Here is a 15,246-nt window from a genome sequence, read left to right as displayed (position 1 = left end):
TCGTACAGCAATGGGTTACGCGAAGGAGACAGGCGGATGTCCGGCCACTCTAAATGGGCTACGACGAAGCACAAGAAGGCCGTGATCGATGCCAAGCGCGGCAAGCTCTTCGCGAAGCTGATCAAGAACGTCGAGGTCGCGGCCCGGATGGGCGGTGCCGATCCGGAGGGCAACCCGACGCTCTTCGACGCCATCCAGAAGGCGAAGAAGAGTTCGGTTCCGAACAAGAACATCGACAGCGCGGTCAAGCGTGGTGCCGGTCTCGAGGCCGGTGGCGCCGAGTACGAGACGATCATGTACGAGGGCTACGGCCCCAACGGCGTGGCCGTCCTCATCGAGTGTCTGACCGACAACCGCAACCGCGCCGCCTCCGACGTCCGCGTCGCGATGACGCGCAACGGCGGCTCGATGGCCGACCCGGGCTCCGTGTCGTACCTGTTCAACCGCAAGGGCGTCGTCATCGTCCCCAAGGGGGAGCTCACCGAGGACGACGTGCTGGGCGCGGTCCTGGACGCGGGCGCCGAGGAGGTCAACGACCTCGGTGAGTCCTTCGAGGTCATCAGCGAGGCCACCGACCTGGTCGCGGTCCGCACCGCCCTCCAGGAGGCGGGCATCGACTACGACTCGGCCGATGCCAACTTCGTGCCCACGATGCAGGTCCAGCTCGAGGAAGACGCCGCGCGCAAGATCTTCAAGCTGATCGACGCTCTCGAGGACAGCGACGACGTGCAGAACGTCTTCGCCAACTTCGACGTCTCCGACGAGGTCATGGCCAAGGTGGACGCCTGACGGCGGATCGGCACGGCGGTCGACGACGACAGGGACGGGCCGGCGGGGCAGCACCCCACCGGCCCGTCGGCGTTGTCCGCGGGCGTTGTCGGCGGCAGCCGCTAGCCTGCGCAGGAACAGATGACCGAAGCGCGGTGAGGGGAGGGGCGCGGTGCGTGTGCTGGGCGTGGACCCGGGGCTGACCAGGTGCGGCGTCGGCGTGGTCGAGGGGGTCGCGGGCCGCCCGCTGCGGATGCTCGGCGTCGGCGTCATACGGACCGGGGCGGATACCGCGACCGCCGACCGGCTCGTCCTCATCGAGCGCGGCATCGAGCAGTGGCTGGACGCCCACCGGCCCGAATGCGTCGCCGTGGAGCGGGTGTTCAGCCAGCACAACGTCCGTACCGTCATGGGCACCGCGCAGGCCAGCGCCGTCGCCATGCTGTGCGCGGCCCGCCGCGGGCTGCCGGTCGCGCTGCACACCCCCAGCGAGGTCAAGGCCGCCGTCACCGGATCCGGGCGCGCCGACAAGGCGCAGGTCGGCTCGATGGTGACCCGGCTGCTGCGGCTGGACGCACCGCCCAAACCGGCCGATGCCGCGGACGCGCTGGCGCTCGCCATCTGCCATATCTGGCGGGCCCCCGCGACCAACCGCCTCCAGCAGGCCGTCGCCGCCCACCGCACCACAAACTCCGCCCGCACCACAAACTCCGCCCGCACCACAAACTCCGCCCGCACCACGGACCCCACCCGCACCCCGAGTCCCGCCCGCCCGACGAGCCCCGCCGGCACCCCGAGCAGCGCGCGTACCACGAAAGGCCGTACCTCATGATCGCGTTCGTCTCCGGTCCGGTGGCGGCCGTCGCCCCGGACACCGCCGTGATCGAGGTCGGCGGGGTCGGGATGGCGGTCCAGTGCACCCCGGCCACCCTGGCCGGACTGCGCGTCGGACAGCAGGCCCGGCTGGCCACCTCCCTCGTCGTCCGTGAGGATTCGCTGACCCTCTACGGCTTCGCCGACGACGACGAGCGCCAGGCCTTCGAACTGCTCCAGACCGCCAGCGGGGTCGGCCCCCGGCTGGCCCAGGCCATGCTGGCCGTGCACTCCCCGGACGCGCTGCGGCTCGCGGTGTCCACCGGGGACGAGAAGGCGCTCACCGCCGTCCCCGGCATCGGCAAGAAGGGGGCGCAGCGGCTGCTGCTGGAGCTCAAGGACCGGCTCGGCGAGCCGCTCGGCTCCGCCGTGCCCGGCGCCCGCTCGGCGGCCGCCCCCGGCTGGAGCGATCAGCTGCACACCGCGCTGGTCGGCCTCGGCTACGCCACCCGCGAGGCGGACGAGGCGGTCGCCGCCGTCACCCCGCGGGCCGAGGAAACGGTGGCGGCGGGCGGTACGCCCCAGGTGGCTCAGCTGCTGCGGGCCGCCCTGCAGACCCTGAACCGCACACGGTGAGCCACCGCGGCCGCGGCAGGCCGCGACCGGCGGCACCACCGAAGACGACATCGCGAGGCGAAACGCAGTGAACTGGGACGAGACCCCTCCGGCCACCGCCGACGACGCCCCGTCCGGCGCGGGCGGCAGGCTGGTGGGCGCCGACGCGGACGGCGACGACCAGGCGGTGGAGGCCGCGCTGCGCCCCCAGGACCTCGGCGAGTTCGTCGGGCAGGAGCGGGTCCGCGAACAGCTGGACCTGGTGCTCAAGGCGGCCCGGCAGCGCGGCGGCACCGCCGACCATGTGCTGCTCTCCGGCGCGCCCGGACTGGGCAAGACCACACTCTCCATGATCATCGCCGCCGAGATGGGCGCCCCGATCCGGATCACCTCCGGCCCCGCCATCCAGCACGCCGGCGATCTGGCCGCGATCCTCTCCTCCCTCACCGAGGGCGAGGTGCTCTTCCTCGACGAGATCCACCGGATGTCCCGGCCCGCCGAGGAGATGCTCTACATGGCGATGGAGGACTTCCGCGTCGACGTCATCGTCGGCAAGGGGCCCGGGGCCACCGCCATCCCGCTGGAGCTGCCGCCGTTCACGCTGGTCGGCGCCACCACCCGGGCCGGGCTGCTGCCGCCCCCGCTGCGCGACCGCTTCGGCTTCACCGGCCATATGGAGTTCTACGCCCCGGCCGAGCTGGAGCGGGTCATCCACCGCTCCGCCGGGCTGCTCGACGTGACCATCGACCCCGAGGGCGCGTCCGAGATCGCGGGCCGCTCCCGCGGCACCCCCCGGATCTCCAACCGGCTGCTGCGCCGGGTGCGTGACTACGCCCAGGTCAAGGCGGACGGCGTGATCACCCGCGAGATCGCCGCCAGCGCCCTGGCCGTCTACGACGTGGACGAGCGCGGCCTGGACCGGCTGGACCGGGCGGTGCTCAGCGCCCTGCTCAAGCTGTTCGGCGGCGGGCCGGTGGGCCTGTCGACCCTCGCGGTCGCGGTGGGGGAGGAGCGTGAGACGGTGGAGGAGGTCGCCGAGCCCTTCCTGGTCCGGGAGGGGTTGCTGGCCCGTACCCCCCGGGGGCGGATCGGTACCCCGGCGGCCTGGGCGCATATGGGGCTCACCCCACCGCCGCAGACCGCCGCCGGTGGTCAGGCGGGCCTCTTCGAGACATGATGAGCCGGGACATGATGAGCCGGGGGCGCGGCAGGATGGCGCGTGACGTGCCATGACGGGCCGGATGGGCCGCGGCAAGGCATAAGCGCCCGCTTACCCTGCATCATGGCGTAGAGGACCAATAATGGCGGGGTCAGGAACCCCGGTACCGCGCCGGGCGTTGTTCCATTGGCGTGGGCTCGCTTAGACTCCGCCGATGCCGTCCGTATGCCGTCCGCTCACTGTGCGGTATACCCACCCCCGTAGACCAGGCCGCTCCCCGCGGTCGTGTGAAGGAATTTCCGTCCCGTGAATATCGTGACTCTCCTGCCGTTCATCGTGCTTATCGGGGCCATGTTCCTGATGACGCGTTCGGCCAAGAACAAGCAGCGCCAGGCCCAGTCGATGCGCAATGAGATGCAGCCGGGCTCCGGCGTGCGGACCATCGGCGGCATGTACGCGACGGTCAAGGAGGTCCACGACGACACGGTCCTCCTCGAGGTGGCCCCCGGCGTGCACGCGATCTACGCGAAGAACGCGGTGGGAGCCGTCCTGCCGGACGACGAGTACAACCGCGTGGTGCACGGCATCGACCCCGACGAGGACGCCGCCGACACCCCTGTCGTTCCCGACGACGCCTCCTCGCTGACCGAGGCCGCCGACGCCGACTCGTCCGCCGACAAGGTCGGGCTCGAGAAGACCGACAAGGTCGACGACGACGCGGCCGAGAAGGCCGACGCGGCCGACGAGGCGGGCGACGAGGCCGGGGAGACGGACGTCAAGAAGATCGACCTCGGCAAGGACGACGCCGCCGCCGCGGCGGGCACCTCCGAGGACGACAAGCGGGACGGCGGCACCGACGCGAAGTAAGTCCGTCATCCGGGAACCGCGGCGCGCCCTCGATCGGTGCGCCGCGGTTCCCTGGACGGTCTAGGCTCCGGCGGGGGCTTGTCCCCACAAGACTTCGTGGCCGCCCCGCGCACACCCGATGCGGGGCGGTTGGACAGGGAGATACGAGAAGGTGGCAGCACCGAAGAAGGGCCGCAGGTCCTCCGGGTCACAGGGCAGGCCAGGGCGCCCCTTGGCCGTCATCCTGATCGCCATCGCGGCGCTGACCGGAGGCATGTTCGTCTCCGGGCACACCACGCCGCGACTGGGCATCGATCTCGCGGGCGGCACCAGCTTCACGCTGGAGGCCAAGAACCAACCGGGCAAGCCCAACGCGATCAACACGGACAACATGAACACCGCCGTGGGGATCATCGAGCGGCGGGTCAACGGTCTGGGTGTGTCCGAGGCCGAGGTCCAGACGCAGGGCGAGAAGCACATCATCGTGAACATCCCCAAGGGGACGAACGCGAAGCAGGCCCGGCAGCAGGTCGGCACCACCGCCCAGCTCTACTTCCGGCCGGTGGTCACGACCACCAGCGGCCAGAAGACCCCCGAGAAGCCCAACTCCACCCCCAGCCCGTCGGCCAGCGCCAGCGGCAAGGGCCAGGACAAGGGCGACGACAAGGGCGGCAAGCCGTCCGGCACGCCGTCGGCCTCGTCATCGGCCTCCGCATCCTCCTCCGCCAGCCCCAGCACCCAGGGGCGGGCCCTCTCCAAGGGCCTGAAGGCCGACGAGAAGCCCAGCGGGAGCCCCTCGCCGTCGAAGACCCCGAAGCCCGACCCGTCCAAGAGCCCGTCGGGCTCCAGCGACCAGGAAGAGCTGGCCAAGCAGTTCGCGAAGCTGGACTGCACCACCAAGGCCGGACGCGCCGCGGCGGCCGAGAAGGCGGCCAACGCCAAGCCGACCGACCAGGTGCTGGCCTGCAGCCAGAAGGGCGACGCCAAGTTCGTCCTCGGCCCCTCCGAGGTCGAGGGCACCGACGTGGACGACGCCTCGTCGGTCTTCGAGAGCCAGAACGGGGCGGGCTGGATCGTCCAGCTCGACTTCAACAGCAAGGGCTCCAAGAAGTTCGCCAAGACCACCGGCGAGCTGACCAAGCAGCAGTCCCCGCAGAACCGCTTCGCGATCGCCCTGGACGGCGAGGTCGTCTCCGACCCCGAGGTCACCCAGGGCGCCATCACCGGCGGCCGGGCCACCATCTCCGGCGGCTTCACCCAGCAGAGCTCCGAGGACCTGGCCAACGTGCTGTCCTTCGGCGCGCTCCCGCTGTCCTTCGACATCGCCGACGAGACCACCGTCTCCGCCGCGCTCGGCGGTGAGCAGCTGGACGCCGGTCTGATCGCCGGTGCCATCGGCCTCGCGCTCGTCGTGATCTACCTGGTCGTCTACTACCGCGGGCTCGCCCTCGTGGCCATGGCCAGCCTCGGCGTCTCCGCGATCCTGACGTACACGATCATGGTGCTGCTCGGCCCGGGCATCGGCTTCGCGCTGAACCTCCCGGCGGTCTGCGGCGCGATCGTGGCCATCGGTATCACCGCGGACTCGTTCATCGTCTACTTCGAACGGATCCGCGACGAGATCCGGGAGGGCCGCTCGCTGCGTCCCGCCGTCGAGCGCGGCTGGCCGCGGGCCCGGCGCACCATCCTGGTGTCCGACTTCGTGTCCTTCCTGGCCGCCGCGGTGCTCTACATCGTCACCGTCGGCAAGGTGCAGGGCTTCGCCTTCACCCTGGGGCTCACCACGCTGCTCGACGTCGCCGTGGTGTTCCTCTTCACCAAGCCGCTGATGACGATCCTCGCCCGCCGTCCGTTCTTCGGGAACGGCCATTCGTGGTCCGGACTGGACCCCAAGCGCCTCGGGGTCACGCCGCCGCTGCGCCGTCGCCGTCCCGCCGCCCCCGGCCCCGCCGACACGAAGGAGGCGTGAGATGTCGCGACTCGGCACTCTCGGCGCCAGGCTCTACCGAGGCGAGGTCGGCTACGACTTCGTCGGCAAGCGGAAGCTCTGGTACGGCATCTCGATACTGATCACCATCACGGCCATCGTGGGCCTGGCGGTGCGCGGCCTGAACATGGGCATCGAGTTCTCCGGCGGCGCGGTCTTCACCACCCCGAACAGCAAGGTCTCGGCCTCCGACCTGCGCCAGACGGCAGAGGACGCGTCCGGCGGCCACACCGTCGTCGTCCAGGAGCTCGGCCGGGGCGGCGTGCGGATCCAGATCAGCGAGCTGGGCACCAAGGAGGCGCTGCCGGTCCAGGAGGAGCTCGCCAAGGAGCTGGGCGTCAAGACCAGCAAGATCGACACCCAGCTGGTCGGGCCGAGCTGGGGCGAGCAGATCGCCAGCAAGGCCTGGCAGGGTCTGGCGATCTTCATGGTGCTGGTGGTGATCTATCTCGCCATCGCCTTCGAGTGGCGGATGGCGCTGGCCGCCCTGATCGCCCTGATCCACGACCTCACCATCACGGTCGGTGTCTACGCGCTGGTCGGCTTCGAGGTCACCCCGGGCACCGTGATCGGTCTGCTGACGATCCTCGGTTATTCGCTCTACGACACCGTCGTGGTCTTCGACGGTCTCAAGGAAGCGTCCAAGGACATCACCAAGCAGACCCGCTTCACCTACGGCGAGATCGCCAACCGCAGCCTCAATTCGACCCTGGTGCGGTCCATCAACACCACGATCGTGGCGCTGCTGCCGGTCGGCGCCCTGCTGTTCATCGGCGGCGGTCTGCTCGGCGCGGGCATGCTCAACGACATCTCCCTGGCGCTCTTCGTCGGCCTCGCCGCCGGTGCGTACTCCTCGATCTTCATCGCGACCCCGCTGGTCGCCGATTTCAAGGGGCGCGACCCGAGGATGAAGGCGCTGGCCAAGCGGGTGAAGGCCAAGCGTGCCGCGGCCGCCAAGGCCGAGACGGCCGACTCGGCCTCCGAGGAGGACGACGCTCCCGCCCTGGAGGACGCCGCCGCGGCCCCCTCCGGAGTCGTCGGTCAGCGTCGCCAGCCCGCCTCCCGCAACCGGGGGCGCGGCCGGCCGTCGGGCAAGCGGCGATGAGCGGGGGAGCTGAGAGATGACGGAGACGACGGAGACCACGGCGGGCAGCCCGGACGGATTCGGCGGGGCCTCCGCCGAGGAGCTGCGCACGCTGCTGCTCAGCCGCATCCAGGACGTGCCGGACTACCCCAAGCCCGGGGTGATGTTCAAGGACATCACCCCGCTGCTCGCCGACGCCGCGGCCTTCGGCGCGCTCACCGAGGCGCTCGCCGAGCTGTGCCTCCGGCACCGGGCGGACAAGGTGGTGGGCCTGGAGGCGCGCGGCTTCATCCTCGCCGCCCCGGCCGCCGTGCGCGCCGGAATCGGCTTCGTACCGGTCCGCAAGGCCGGCAAGCTCCCCGGGGCGACGCTCGCCCAGCGTTACGAGCTGGAGTACGGCACCGCCGAGATCGAGATACACGCCGACGCGCTGGAGCCCGGCGACCGGGTGCTGGTGATCGACGACGTGCTGGCCACCGGCGGCACCGCCGAGGCGTCCCTGCGGCTCATCCGGCGGGCCGGCGCCCGGATCGCCGGGGTCGCCGTGCTGCTGGAGCTCGGCTTCCTCGCCGGCCGCGACCGGCTGCTGGGCTCGCTCGACAGCGCCCCGCTCGAGGCCCTGATCACGGTCTGAGCTCACGGTCTGAGCCGGGCTTACGGGCCCGTACACCGGGCCGGGAGAACTGCCGGAGGGCGGGGACGCGCAACCGCGGGTCCCCGCCCTCCGCCATGCCGCCCCAGGCCCCGGCATGCCCGGCTTGGCGGTCGAGAGGCAAGCGGAGTGGCGGGATCGATACCATGGCAGCCCGACCTTTTCGGGTCCGGACCGCTAGGAGTGCTCTTGCCAGACGAGGCCCAGCCGCTCTCGCCCGATGTCCGTCCGGGCGGAACCCCCTCCGCACAGCCGGACGCGCCCACCGCCGCCGAGCCGACGGCGGCCGCAGGCGTGCCCAGGAACAGCGGTGACGGCGCGGTCCGGCGCGGCCCCGAGCAGACCAGCCCGAAGCCCACCGCGGGCCGCGGCAACGCCCTGCCCGCCACTACGCCCCCCGCGCGCCCCGTACAGAGCCCCGCGCCCCGTTCGGGCTCGTCCAACCGCGTCCGGGCCCGTCTGGCGCGCCTCGGCGTCCAGCGCTCCAGCCCGTACAACCCGGTGCTGGAGCCGCTGCTGCGCATCGTGCGCGGTAACGACCCCAAGGCGGAGGCCGCGACGCTGCGCCAGATCGAGCGCGCGTACCAGGTGGCCGAGCGCTGGCACCGCGGCCAGAAGCGCAAGAGCGGCGATCCGTACATCACCCACCCCCTCGCGGTGACCACGATCCTGGCCGAGCTGGGTATGGATCCGGCCACTTTGATGGCCGGGCTGCTGCATGACACCGTCGAGGACACCGAGTACGGCCTGGACACCCTGCGCCGCGACTTCGGCGACCAGGTCGCGCTGCTCGTCGACGGCGTCACCAAGCTGGACAAGGTCAAGTTCGGCGAGGCGGCCCAGGCCGAGACCGTGCGCAAGATGGTCGTCGCCATGGCCCGGGACCCCCGGGTGCTGGTGATCAAGCTGGCCGACCGGCTGCACAACATGCGCACCATGCGCTACCTCAAGCGGGAGAAGCAGGAGAAGAAGGCCCGCGAGACCCTCGAGATCTACGCCCCGCTCGCCCACCGCCTGGGCATGAACACCATCAAATGGGAGCTGGAGGACCTCGCCTTCGCGATCCTCTACCCCAAGATGTACGACGAGATCGTGCGGCTGGTCGCCGAGCGGGCCCCCAAGCGCGACGAGTACCTGGCCGTCGTCACCGACCAGGTCCAGGGCGATCTGCGGGCGGCGCGGATCAAGGCGACCGTCACCGGCCGACCGAAGCACTACTACTCCGTCTACCAGAAGATGATCGTCCGCGGCCGCGACTTCGCCGAGATCTACGACCTGGTGGGCATCCGCGTCCTCGTCGACACCGTCCGCGACTGCTACGCGGCGCTGGGGACCATCCACGCGCGGTGGAACCCGGTGCCGGGGCGGTTCAAGGACTACATCGCGATGCCCAAGTTCAACATGTACCAGTCGCTGCACACGACGGTCATCGGGCCCAGCGGCAAGCCGGTCGAGCTGCAGATCCGCACCTTCGACATGCACCGCCGCGCCGAGTACGGCATCGCCGCGCACTGGAAGTACAAGCAGGAGGCGGTGGCCGGCGCCTCCAAGGTGCGCACCGATGTGCCCCGTAAGGCGGGCAAGGACGACGCCATCAACGACATGGCGTGGCTGCGGCAGCTCCTGGACTGGCAGAAGGAGACCGAGGACCCGGGCGAGTTCCTGGAGTCCCTGCGCTTCGACCTGTCCCGCAACGAGGTCTTCGTCTTCACGCCCAAGGGCGATGTCATAGCGCTTCCGGCCGGGGCCACCCCGGTCGACTTCGCCTACGCCGTGCACACCGAGGTCGGCCACCGTACGATCGGCGCCCGGGTCAACGGGCGGCTGGTGCCGTTGGAGTCCACCCTGGACAACGGCGACCTGGTGGAGGTCTTCACCTCCAAGGCGGCGGGCGCCGGGCCGTCCCGCGACTGGCTGGGCTTCGTCAAGTCGCCGCGCGCCCGTAACAAGATCCGCGCCTGGTTCTCCAAGGAGCGCCGCGACGAGGCCATCGAACAGGGCAAGGACGCGATCGTCCGGGCGATGCGCAAGCAGAACCTGCCCATCCAGCGGATCCTGACCGGCGACTCGCTGGTCACCCTCGCCCATGAGATGCGCTACCCCGACATCTCCGCGCTCTACGCGGCGATCGGTGAGGGCCATGTCTCCGCGCAGAACGTGGTGCAGAAGCTCGTCCAGGCGCTCGGCGGCGAGGAGGCCGCCAACGAGGACATCGCCGAGACCGCCCCGCCCATCCGCCGCACCAAGCGCCGCTCCAGCGCCGATCCGGGCGTGGTGGTCAAGGGCGTCGAGGATGTGTGGGTCAAGCTGGCCCGCTGCTGTACGCCGGTGCCCGGCGACCCGATCATCGGCTTCGTCACCCGCGGCAGCGGCGTCTCGGTGCACCGCGCCGACTGCGTCAACGTGGACTCGCTGTCCCAGCAGCCCGAGCGCATCCTCGACGTCGAATGGGCGCCCACCCAGTCGTCGGTCTTCCTGGTGGCCATCCAGGTCGAGGCGCTGGACCGGTCCCGGCTGCTGTCGGACGTCACCCGCGTGCTGTCCGACCAGCACGTCAACATCCTCTCCGCGGCCGTGCAGACCTCCCGGGACCGGGTGGCCACCTCGCGCTTCACCTTCGAGATGGGCGACCCCAAGCACCTGGGGCACGTCCTGAAGGCCGTACGCGGCGTGGAGGGCGTCTACGACGTCTACCGGGTCACCTCGGCCCGCGCCCGCTGAGAACGCGTCCGCTGAGGCCCGCTGAGGAGATCCGCGCCCGCTGAGCACATGACGGCGGCGGCCCCGGTGCCTTCGCACCGGGGCCGCCGCCGTACGCGGATCAGCGCGCGCTCAGCCGCCGAACTCCTGGAGGCCCTTCAGCGCCTGGTCCAGCAGCGCCTGCCGGCCCTCGAGCTCCTTGGAGAGCTTGTCGGCCTTCGCATTGTTCCCCGCCGCGCGGGCCGCGTCGATCTGGGACCGCAGCTTGTCGACGGCGTCCTGGAGCTGGCCGGTGAGCCCCGCGGCGCGCGCCCGCGCCTCGGGGTTGGTCCGCCGCCACTCCGTTTCCTCGGCGTCCTGGATGGCGCGCTCCACGGCGTGCATCCGGCCCTCGATACGGGCGCGGGCGTCCCTCGGCACATGGCCGATGGCCTCCCACCGCTCGTTGATCGACCGGAAGGCCGCGCGGGACGCCTTCAGGTCCGAGATCGGCAGCAGCTTCTCCGCCTCGACGACGAGCTCCTCCTTACGGGTGAGATTCTCCCGCTGCTCGGCGTCACGCTCCGCGAAGACCTCGCTACGGGCCTGGAAGAAGATGTCCTGCGCACCGCGGAAGCGGTTCCACAGGTCCTCCTCGGACTCGCGCTGGGCCCGGCCCGCGGCCTTCCAGTCCGACATCAGCTCCCGGTACCGGGCCGCGGTCGGACCCCAGTCGGTGGAGCCGGAGAGCGCCTCGGCCTCGGCGACCAGCTTCTCCTTGGTCTGCCGGGCCTCCTCGCGCTGTGCGTCCAGGGCCGCGAAGTGCGCCTTGCGCCGCTTGGAGAACGCCGAGCGGGCGTGCGAGAAGCGGTGCCACAGCTCGTCGTCGGTCTTGCGGTCCAGCCGGGGCAGGCCCTTCCAGGTGTCCACCAGGGCGCGCAGCCGCTCCCCGGCCGCCCGCCACTGCTCGCTGGCGGCCAGCTGCTCGGCCTCGGCGACCAGGTCCTCCTTGGCCCTGCGGGCCTCGTCGGTCTGGACCGCCTTGGCCGCCTTGCGCTGCTCGCGGCGGACCTCGACCTCTCCGGCGAGCTTGTCGAGCCGCTTCCTCAGCGCGTCCAGATCGCCGACCACGTGATGCTCGTCGACCTGCTGGCGGATGTGCTCGATGGCCGCCGTCGCGTCCTTGGCCGACAGATCCGTGGTCTTGACCCTGCGCTCGAGGAGGCCGATCTCGACGACCAGACCGTCGTACTTGCGCTCGAAGTAGGCGAGGGCCTCTTCCGGCGATCCCGCCTGCCACGATCCGACGACCTGCTCCCCGTCGGCCGTACGCACGTACACGGTCCCCGCCTCGTCGACGCGGCCCCAAGGCTCGCTGCTCACAGCGCCTCCTCCACATGATGCCGGGGCGGGCGCGCGGCCCGCGGGCATCGTCCACAGTTTCTTCCGGCCGGGATACGCCCTGGCCGGTCTCATATTAGGGTGGCGGCCATCGGGCCAGGCACCCTACACAACGCCAACATAGGCGACCGGTGCCCCGGCTGTCCGTATCCTGCGCGACCGAAATTTCGCAGTACGCGAGCCCGGCGACCTCAGGACTTGCCGACCGTCGCCTTGTTGATCACCACGCTGGCGTTCGGGGCGGTGTTCATCGTCTGGTCCGGGGGAGCCGCCCCCGCGTTGGCGATCTTCTGCAGGACCTTCATCCCGGCCTTGTCCACGGTGCCGAAGGGCGTGTAGTCCGGCGGCAGGTCGCTCTTCTTGTAGACCAGGAAGAACTGGCTGCCGCCGGTGTTCCGGCCCTGCTTGGTCTGCGGGTTGTACTGGTTGGCCATGGCGACGGTCCCGGCCGGGTACTTGCCGCCCTTGACCGAGGCGTCCTTCAGGTTCTCGTCCGGGAGGGTGTAGCCCGGGCCGCCCGCGCCGGTGCCCTGCGGGTCACCGCACTGGAGCACGTAGATCCCCTGGTTCACCAGCCGGTGGCACTTGGTGTGGTCGAAGTAGCCCTTGCCCGCCAGGAAGCTGAAGGAGTTGACCGTGTGCGGCGCCTTGCCCGCGTCCATGGTCACGGAGATGTCCCCGCAGGTCGTCTCCAGCTTCATCGTGTAGGAGGCCGACTTGTCGATCGTGACCGCCGGCTCCTTCTTCCACGACAGCTTCTTCGGCTTCTTGCCCGCGACCGCCTTGGCCTCCTTGGCGCAGGGGTCGGGCGCCTTGCTGGTGGGGGCGGCCGAGGGGGTGGCGGAGGCGGCGGCGTCGTCCTTCTTCTTGTCCTTGTCGTTCCCGGACAGCGCGCCCGTGGCCGCGACGGCACCGCCACCGGCCAGGACCACGGCCAGCACGGCGGCGATCACCACATTGCGCTGCCGCGACTTGTGCCGGGCGGTTTCGCGCCGCTGCTGCTGCCGAAGGTACTTCTCCCGGGCGAGTTGCCGCCGCCGCTGCTCGTTACTGACCACCGGGTCGTCTCCTCATGGCGTGTGCCGTCGGTGTACTGCTGTTGTGTACGAGGGCTGGCCGTACCGTATACGGGTTCGCTGTGGCCGGGGCGCCGCCGGTAGGCTCTGAAGCCGCCGACAATCTTCCACCGGACGACTTCTAAGGACGATCGTGCTCATTGCCGGGTTCCCCGCCGGGGCCTGGGGGACCAATTGCTATCTGGTCGCCCCCGCCGCCGGTGAGGAGTGCGTGATCATCGACCCGGGCCACCAGGCGGCCCAAGGCGTCGCGGAGGCGGTTGCCAAGCACCGGCTCAAGCCCGTCGCCGTCGTCCTCACCCACGGCCACATCGACCATGTCGCCTCGGTCGTCCCGGTCTGCGGCGCGCATGACGTACCGGCGTGGATCCACCCGGCCGACCGTTACATGATGAGCGACCCCGAGAAGGCGTTCGGGCGCTCCATCGGCATGCCGCTGATGGGTGAACTCACCGTGGGCGAGCCGGACGACCTCAAGGAACTGGCCGACGGCGCCGAGCTGACGCTGGCCGGTCTGGAGCTCACCGTCGCGCACACCCCGGGCCATACCAAGGGGTCGGTGACCTTCCGGATGCCCGAGCAGGCGGACATCCCGTCCGTCTTCTTCGCGGGCGATCTGCTCTTCGCCGGCTCCATCGGACGCACCGATCTGCCCGGCGGCGATCACGCCGAGATCCTCGAGTCGCTGGCCCGTGTGGTCCTGCCGCTCGACGACTCGACCGTGGTGCTGTCCGGCCATGGCCCCCAGACCAGCATCGGCCGTGAGCGAGCCACCAACCCGTATCTGCGCGAGGTGGCCGCCGGCCTCGGAGGCGGCGCCCGGCGCCCGGCTCCGCGACGAGGAATGTGACGAGAGACTTCCGTTGAGCACCTTCAAAGCCCCCCGGGGCACGTACGACCTGATCCCGCCGGCCTCCGCGACCTACCTGGCGGTGCGCGAGGCGATCGCCGCACCGCTCAGGCGCTCCGGCTACGGCTACATCGAGACCCCCGGTTTCGAGAACGTGGAGCTCTTCGCGCGCGGCGTCGGCGAGTCCACCGACATCGTGACCAAGGAGATGTACACCCTCACCACCAAGGGCGGCGACGAGCTCGCGCTGCGCCCCGAGGGCACCGCCTCGGTGCTGCGCGCCGCCCTGGAGGCCAATCTCCACAAGGCCGGATCGCTGCCGGTCAAGCTCTGGTACTCGGGCTCGTACTACCGCTACGAGCGCCCGCAGAAGGGCCGCTACCGCCACTTCTCGCAGGTCGGCGCCGAGGCGATCGGCGCCGAGGACCCGGCCCTCGACGCCGAGCTGATCGTCCTGGCCCACGACGCCTACCGCTCGCTCGGGCTGCGGAACTTCCGCATCCTGCTGAACTCACTGGGCGACGCCACCTGCCGCCCCGTCTACCGGGCCGCCCTCCAGGACTTCCTGCGCGCCCTGGACCTGGACGAGGACACCCGGCGGCGCGTGGAGATCAACCCGCTGCGGGTGCTGGACGACAAGCGCGAGGCGGTGCGCGCGCAGCTCGCCGAGGCCCCGCTGCTGCGCGACTACCTGTGCGAGGAGTGCAAGGCGTACCACGCGGAGGTCCGCGAGCTGATCACCGCGCGGGGCGTGGACTTCGAGGACGACGCGAGGCTGGTGCGCGGCCTGGACTACTACACCCGCACCACCTTCGAGTTCGTCCACGACGGCCTGGGCTCCCAGTCCGCGGTCGGCGGCGGCGGCCGCTACGACGGCCTGTCCGAGATGATCGGCGGCCCGGCCCTGCCCTCGGTGGGCTGGGCGCTCGGTGTGGACCGTACGGTGCTCGCGCTGGAGGCCGAGGGCGTCGAGCTGGACCTGCCCGCCGCGGTCAGCGTCTTCGCGGTGCCGCTGGGGGAGGAGGCCCGCAAGGTCCTCTTCGGCCTGGTCGGCGAGCTCCGTACGGCGGGCGTCGCCGCGGACTTCGCCTACGGCGGCAAGGGCCTGAAGGCCGCCATGAAGGCCGCCAACCGCAGCGGGGCCCGCTACACGATCGTGGCGGGCGAGCGCGACCTCGCCGAGAACGTGGTCCAGCTGAAGGACATGGAGTCCGGCGAGCAGTCCCCGGTCCCGCTGACCGACGTGGTCGAGGCGGTCCGCGCACGCCTCGCCTGAGCGACGCGCGAAAGGGGGCCCGGGGGAAATTCCCCGGGCC

13 protein-coding genes are annotated in these 15,246 nt (G+C 71.0%); 11 read left to right on the top strand and 2 right to left on the bottom strand.

The genetic code is table 11. From position 1 onward, the window contains the following. Positions 1 to 36 precede the first annotated feature (36 nt). From LIV37_RS10485 to LIV37_RS10445, 9 genes are all read left to right on the top strand, one after another. Positions 37 to 789 (top strand): YebC/PmpR family DNA-binding transcriptional regulator, encoded by a 753-nt coding sequence (locus LIV37_RS10485; protein WP_020867089.1) that lies wholly within the window; start codon positions 37 to 39, stop codon positions 787 to 789. A gap of 151 nt (positions 790 to 940) precedes the next feature. Beyond that, a complete protein-coding gene (ruvC, locus tag LIV37_RS10480) occupies positions 941 to 1,600 on the top strand; it encodes a crossover junction endodeoxyribonuclease RuvC (RefSeq protein WP_020867088.1) in 660 nt (219 codons plus the stop codon). Next, positions 1,597 to 2,217, top strand: coding sequence for a Holliday junction branch migration protein RuvA (gene ruvA / locus LIV37_RS10475; RefSeq protein ID WP_020867087.1), 621 nt, complete (start codon positions 1,597 to 1,599; stop codon positions 2,215 to 2,217). Before ruvC ends, ruvA begins: the two co-directional genes overlap by 4 nt. Positions 2,218 to 2,284: 67 nt before the next feature. Further along, entirely contained in the window at positions 2,285 to 3,373 is a 1,089-nt protein-coding gene (ruvB, locus tag LIV37_RS10470; protein ID WP_020867086.1) for a Holliday junction branch migration DNA helicase RuvB, read from the top strand. A 288-nt stretch (positions 3,374 to 3,661) separates the two neighbouring features. Beyond that, on the top strand, positions 3,662 to 4,222 hold the full coding sequence (gene yajC, locus LIV37_RS10465) for a preprotein translocase subunit YajC (RefSeq protein ID WP_020867085.1): 561 nt from the start codon (positions 3,662 to 3,664) through the stop codon (positions 4,220 to 4,222). 151 nt (positions 4,223 to 4,373) lie between these two features. Then, complete coding sequence (gene secD, locus LIV37_RS10460; protein ID WP_121825620.1) at positions 4,374 to 6,170, top strand: protein translocase subunit SecD; 1,797 nt, start codon at positions 4,374 to 4,376, stop codon at positions 6,168 to 6,170. 1 nt (position 6,171) lies between these two features. Beyond that, complete coding sequence (gene secF / locus LIV37_RS10455; RefSeq protein WP_020867083.1) at positions 6,172 to 7,293, top strand: protein translocase subunit SecF; 1,122 nt, start codon at positions 6,172 to 6,174, stop codon at positions 7,291 to 7,293. Positions 7,294 to 7,309: 16 nt separating this feature from the next. Next, on the top strand, positions 7,310 to 7,906 hold the full coding sequence (locus LIV37_RS10450; protein ID WP_020867082.1) for an adenine phosphoribosyltransferase: 597 nt from the start codon (positions 7,310 to 7,312) through the stop codon (positions 7,904 to 7,906). Positions 7,907 to 8,113: 207 nt separating this feature from the next. Then, a complete protein-coding gene (locus LIV37_RS10445) occupies positions 8,114 to 10,645 on the top strand; it encodes a RelA/SpoT family protein (RefSeq protein ID WP_020867081.1) in 2,532 nt (843 codons plus the stop codon). Positions 10,646 to 10,756: 111 nt separating this feature from the next. Here LIV37_RS10445 and LIV37_RS10440 read toward each other — a convergent pair whose 3' ends face one another. Both LIV37_RS10440 and LIV37_RS10435 read right to left on the bottom strand, forming a co-directional pair. Further along, positions 10,757 to 11,986 carry a DUF349 domain-containing protein gene (locus tag LIV37_RS10440; protein ID WP_020867080.1) on the bottom strand — a complete coding sequence of 410 codons (1,230 nt, stop codon included), beginning with the start codon at positions 11,984 to 11,986 and terminating at the stop codon, positions 10,757 to 10,759. A gap of 209 nt (positions 11,987 to 12,195) precedes the next feature. Continuing rightward, a complete protein-coding gene (locus LIV37_RS10435) occupies positions 12,196 to 13,062 on the bottom strand; it encodes a peptidylprolyl isomerase (protein WP_020867079.1) in 867 nt (288 codons plus the stop codon). A gap of 151 nt (positions 13,063 to 13,213) precedes the next feature. On the opposite strand from LIV37_RS10435, the gene LIV37_RS10430 reads away from it, so the two are divergent. Together LIV37_RS10430 and hisS are read left to right on the top strand one after the other, a co-directional pair. Further along, positions 13,214 to 13,930 (top strand): MBL fold metallo-hydrolase, encoded by a 717-nt coding sequence (locus LIV37_RS10430; protein WP_020867078.1) that lies wholly within the window; start codon positions 13,214 to 13,216, stop codon positions 13,928 to 13,930. A gap of 13 nt (positions 13,931 to 13,943) precedes the next feature. Next, entirely contained in the window at positions 13,944 to 15,206 is a 1,263-nt protein-coding gene (gene hisS / locus LIV37_RS10425; protein WP_020867077.1) for a histidine--tRNA ligase, read from the top strand. The last annotated feature ends 40 nt before the right edge of the window (positions 15,207 to 15,246 follow it).

This window comes from Streptomyces rapamycinicus NRRL 5491, assembly GCF_024298965.1.
GTDB classification, from domain to species: domain Bacteria; phylum Actinomycetota; class Actinomycetes; order Streptomycetales; family Streptomycetaceae; genus Streptomyces; species Streptomyces rapamycinicus.
The sequence above is the reverse complement of the archived record's forward strand: the minus strand, read 5'-3'. Positions and strand labels throughout refer to the sequence as shown.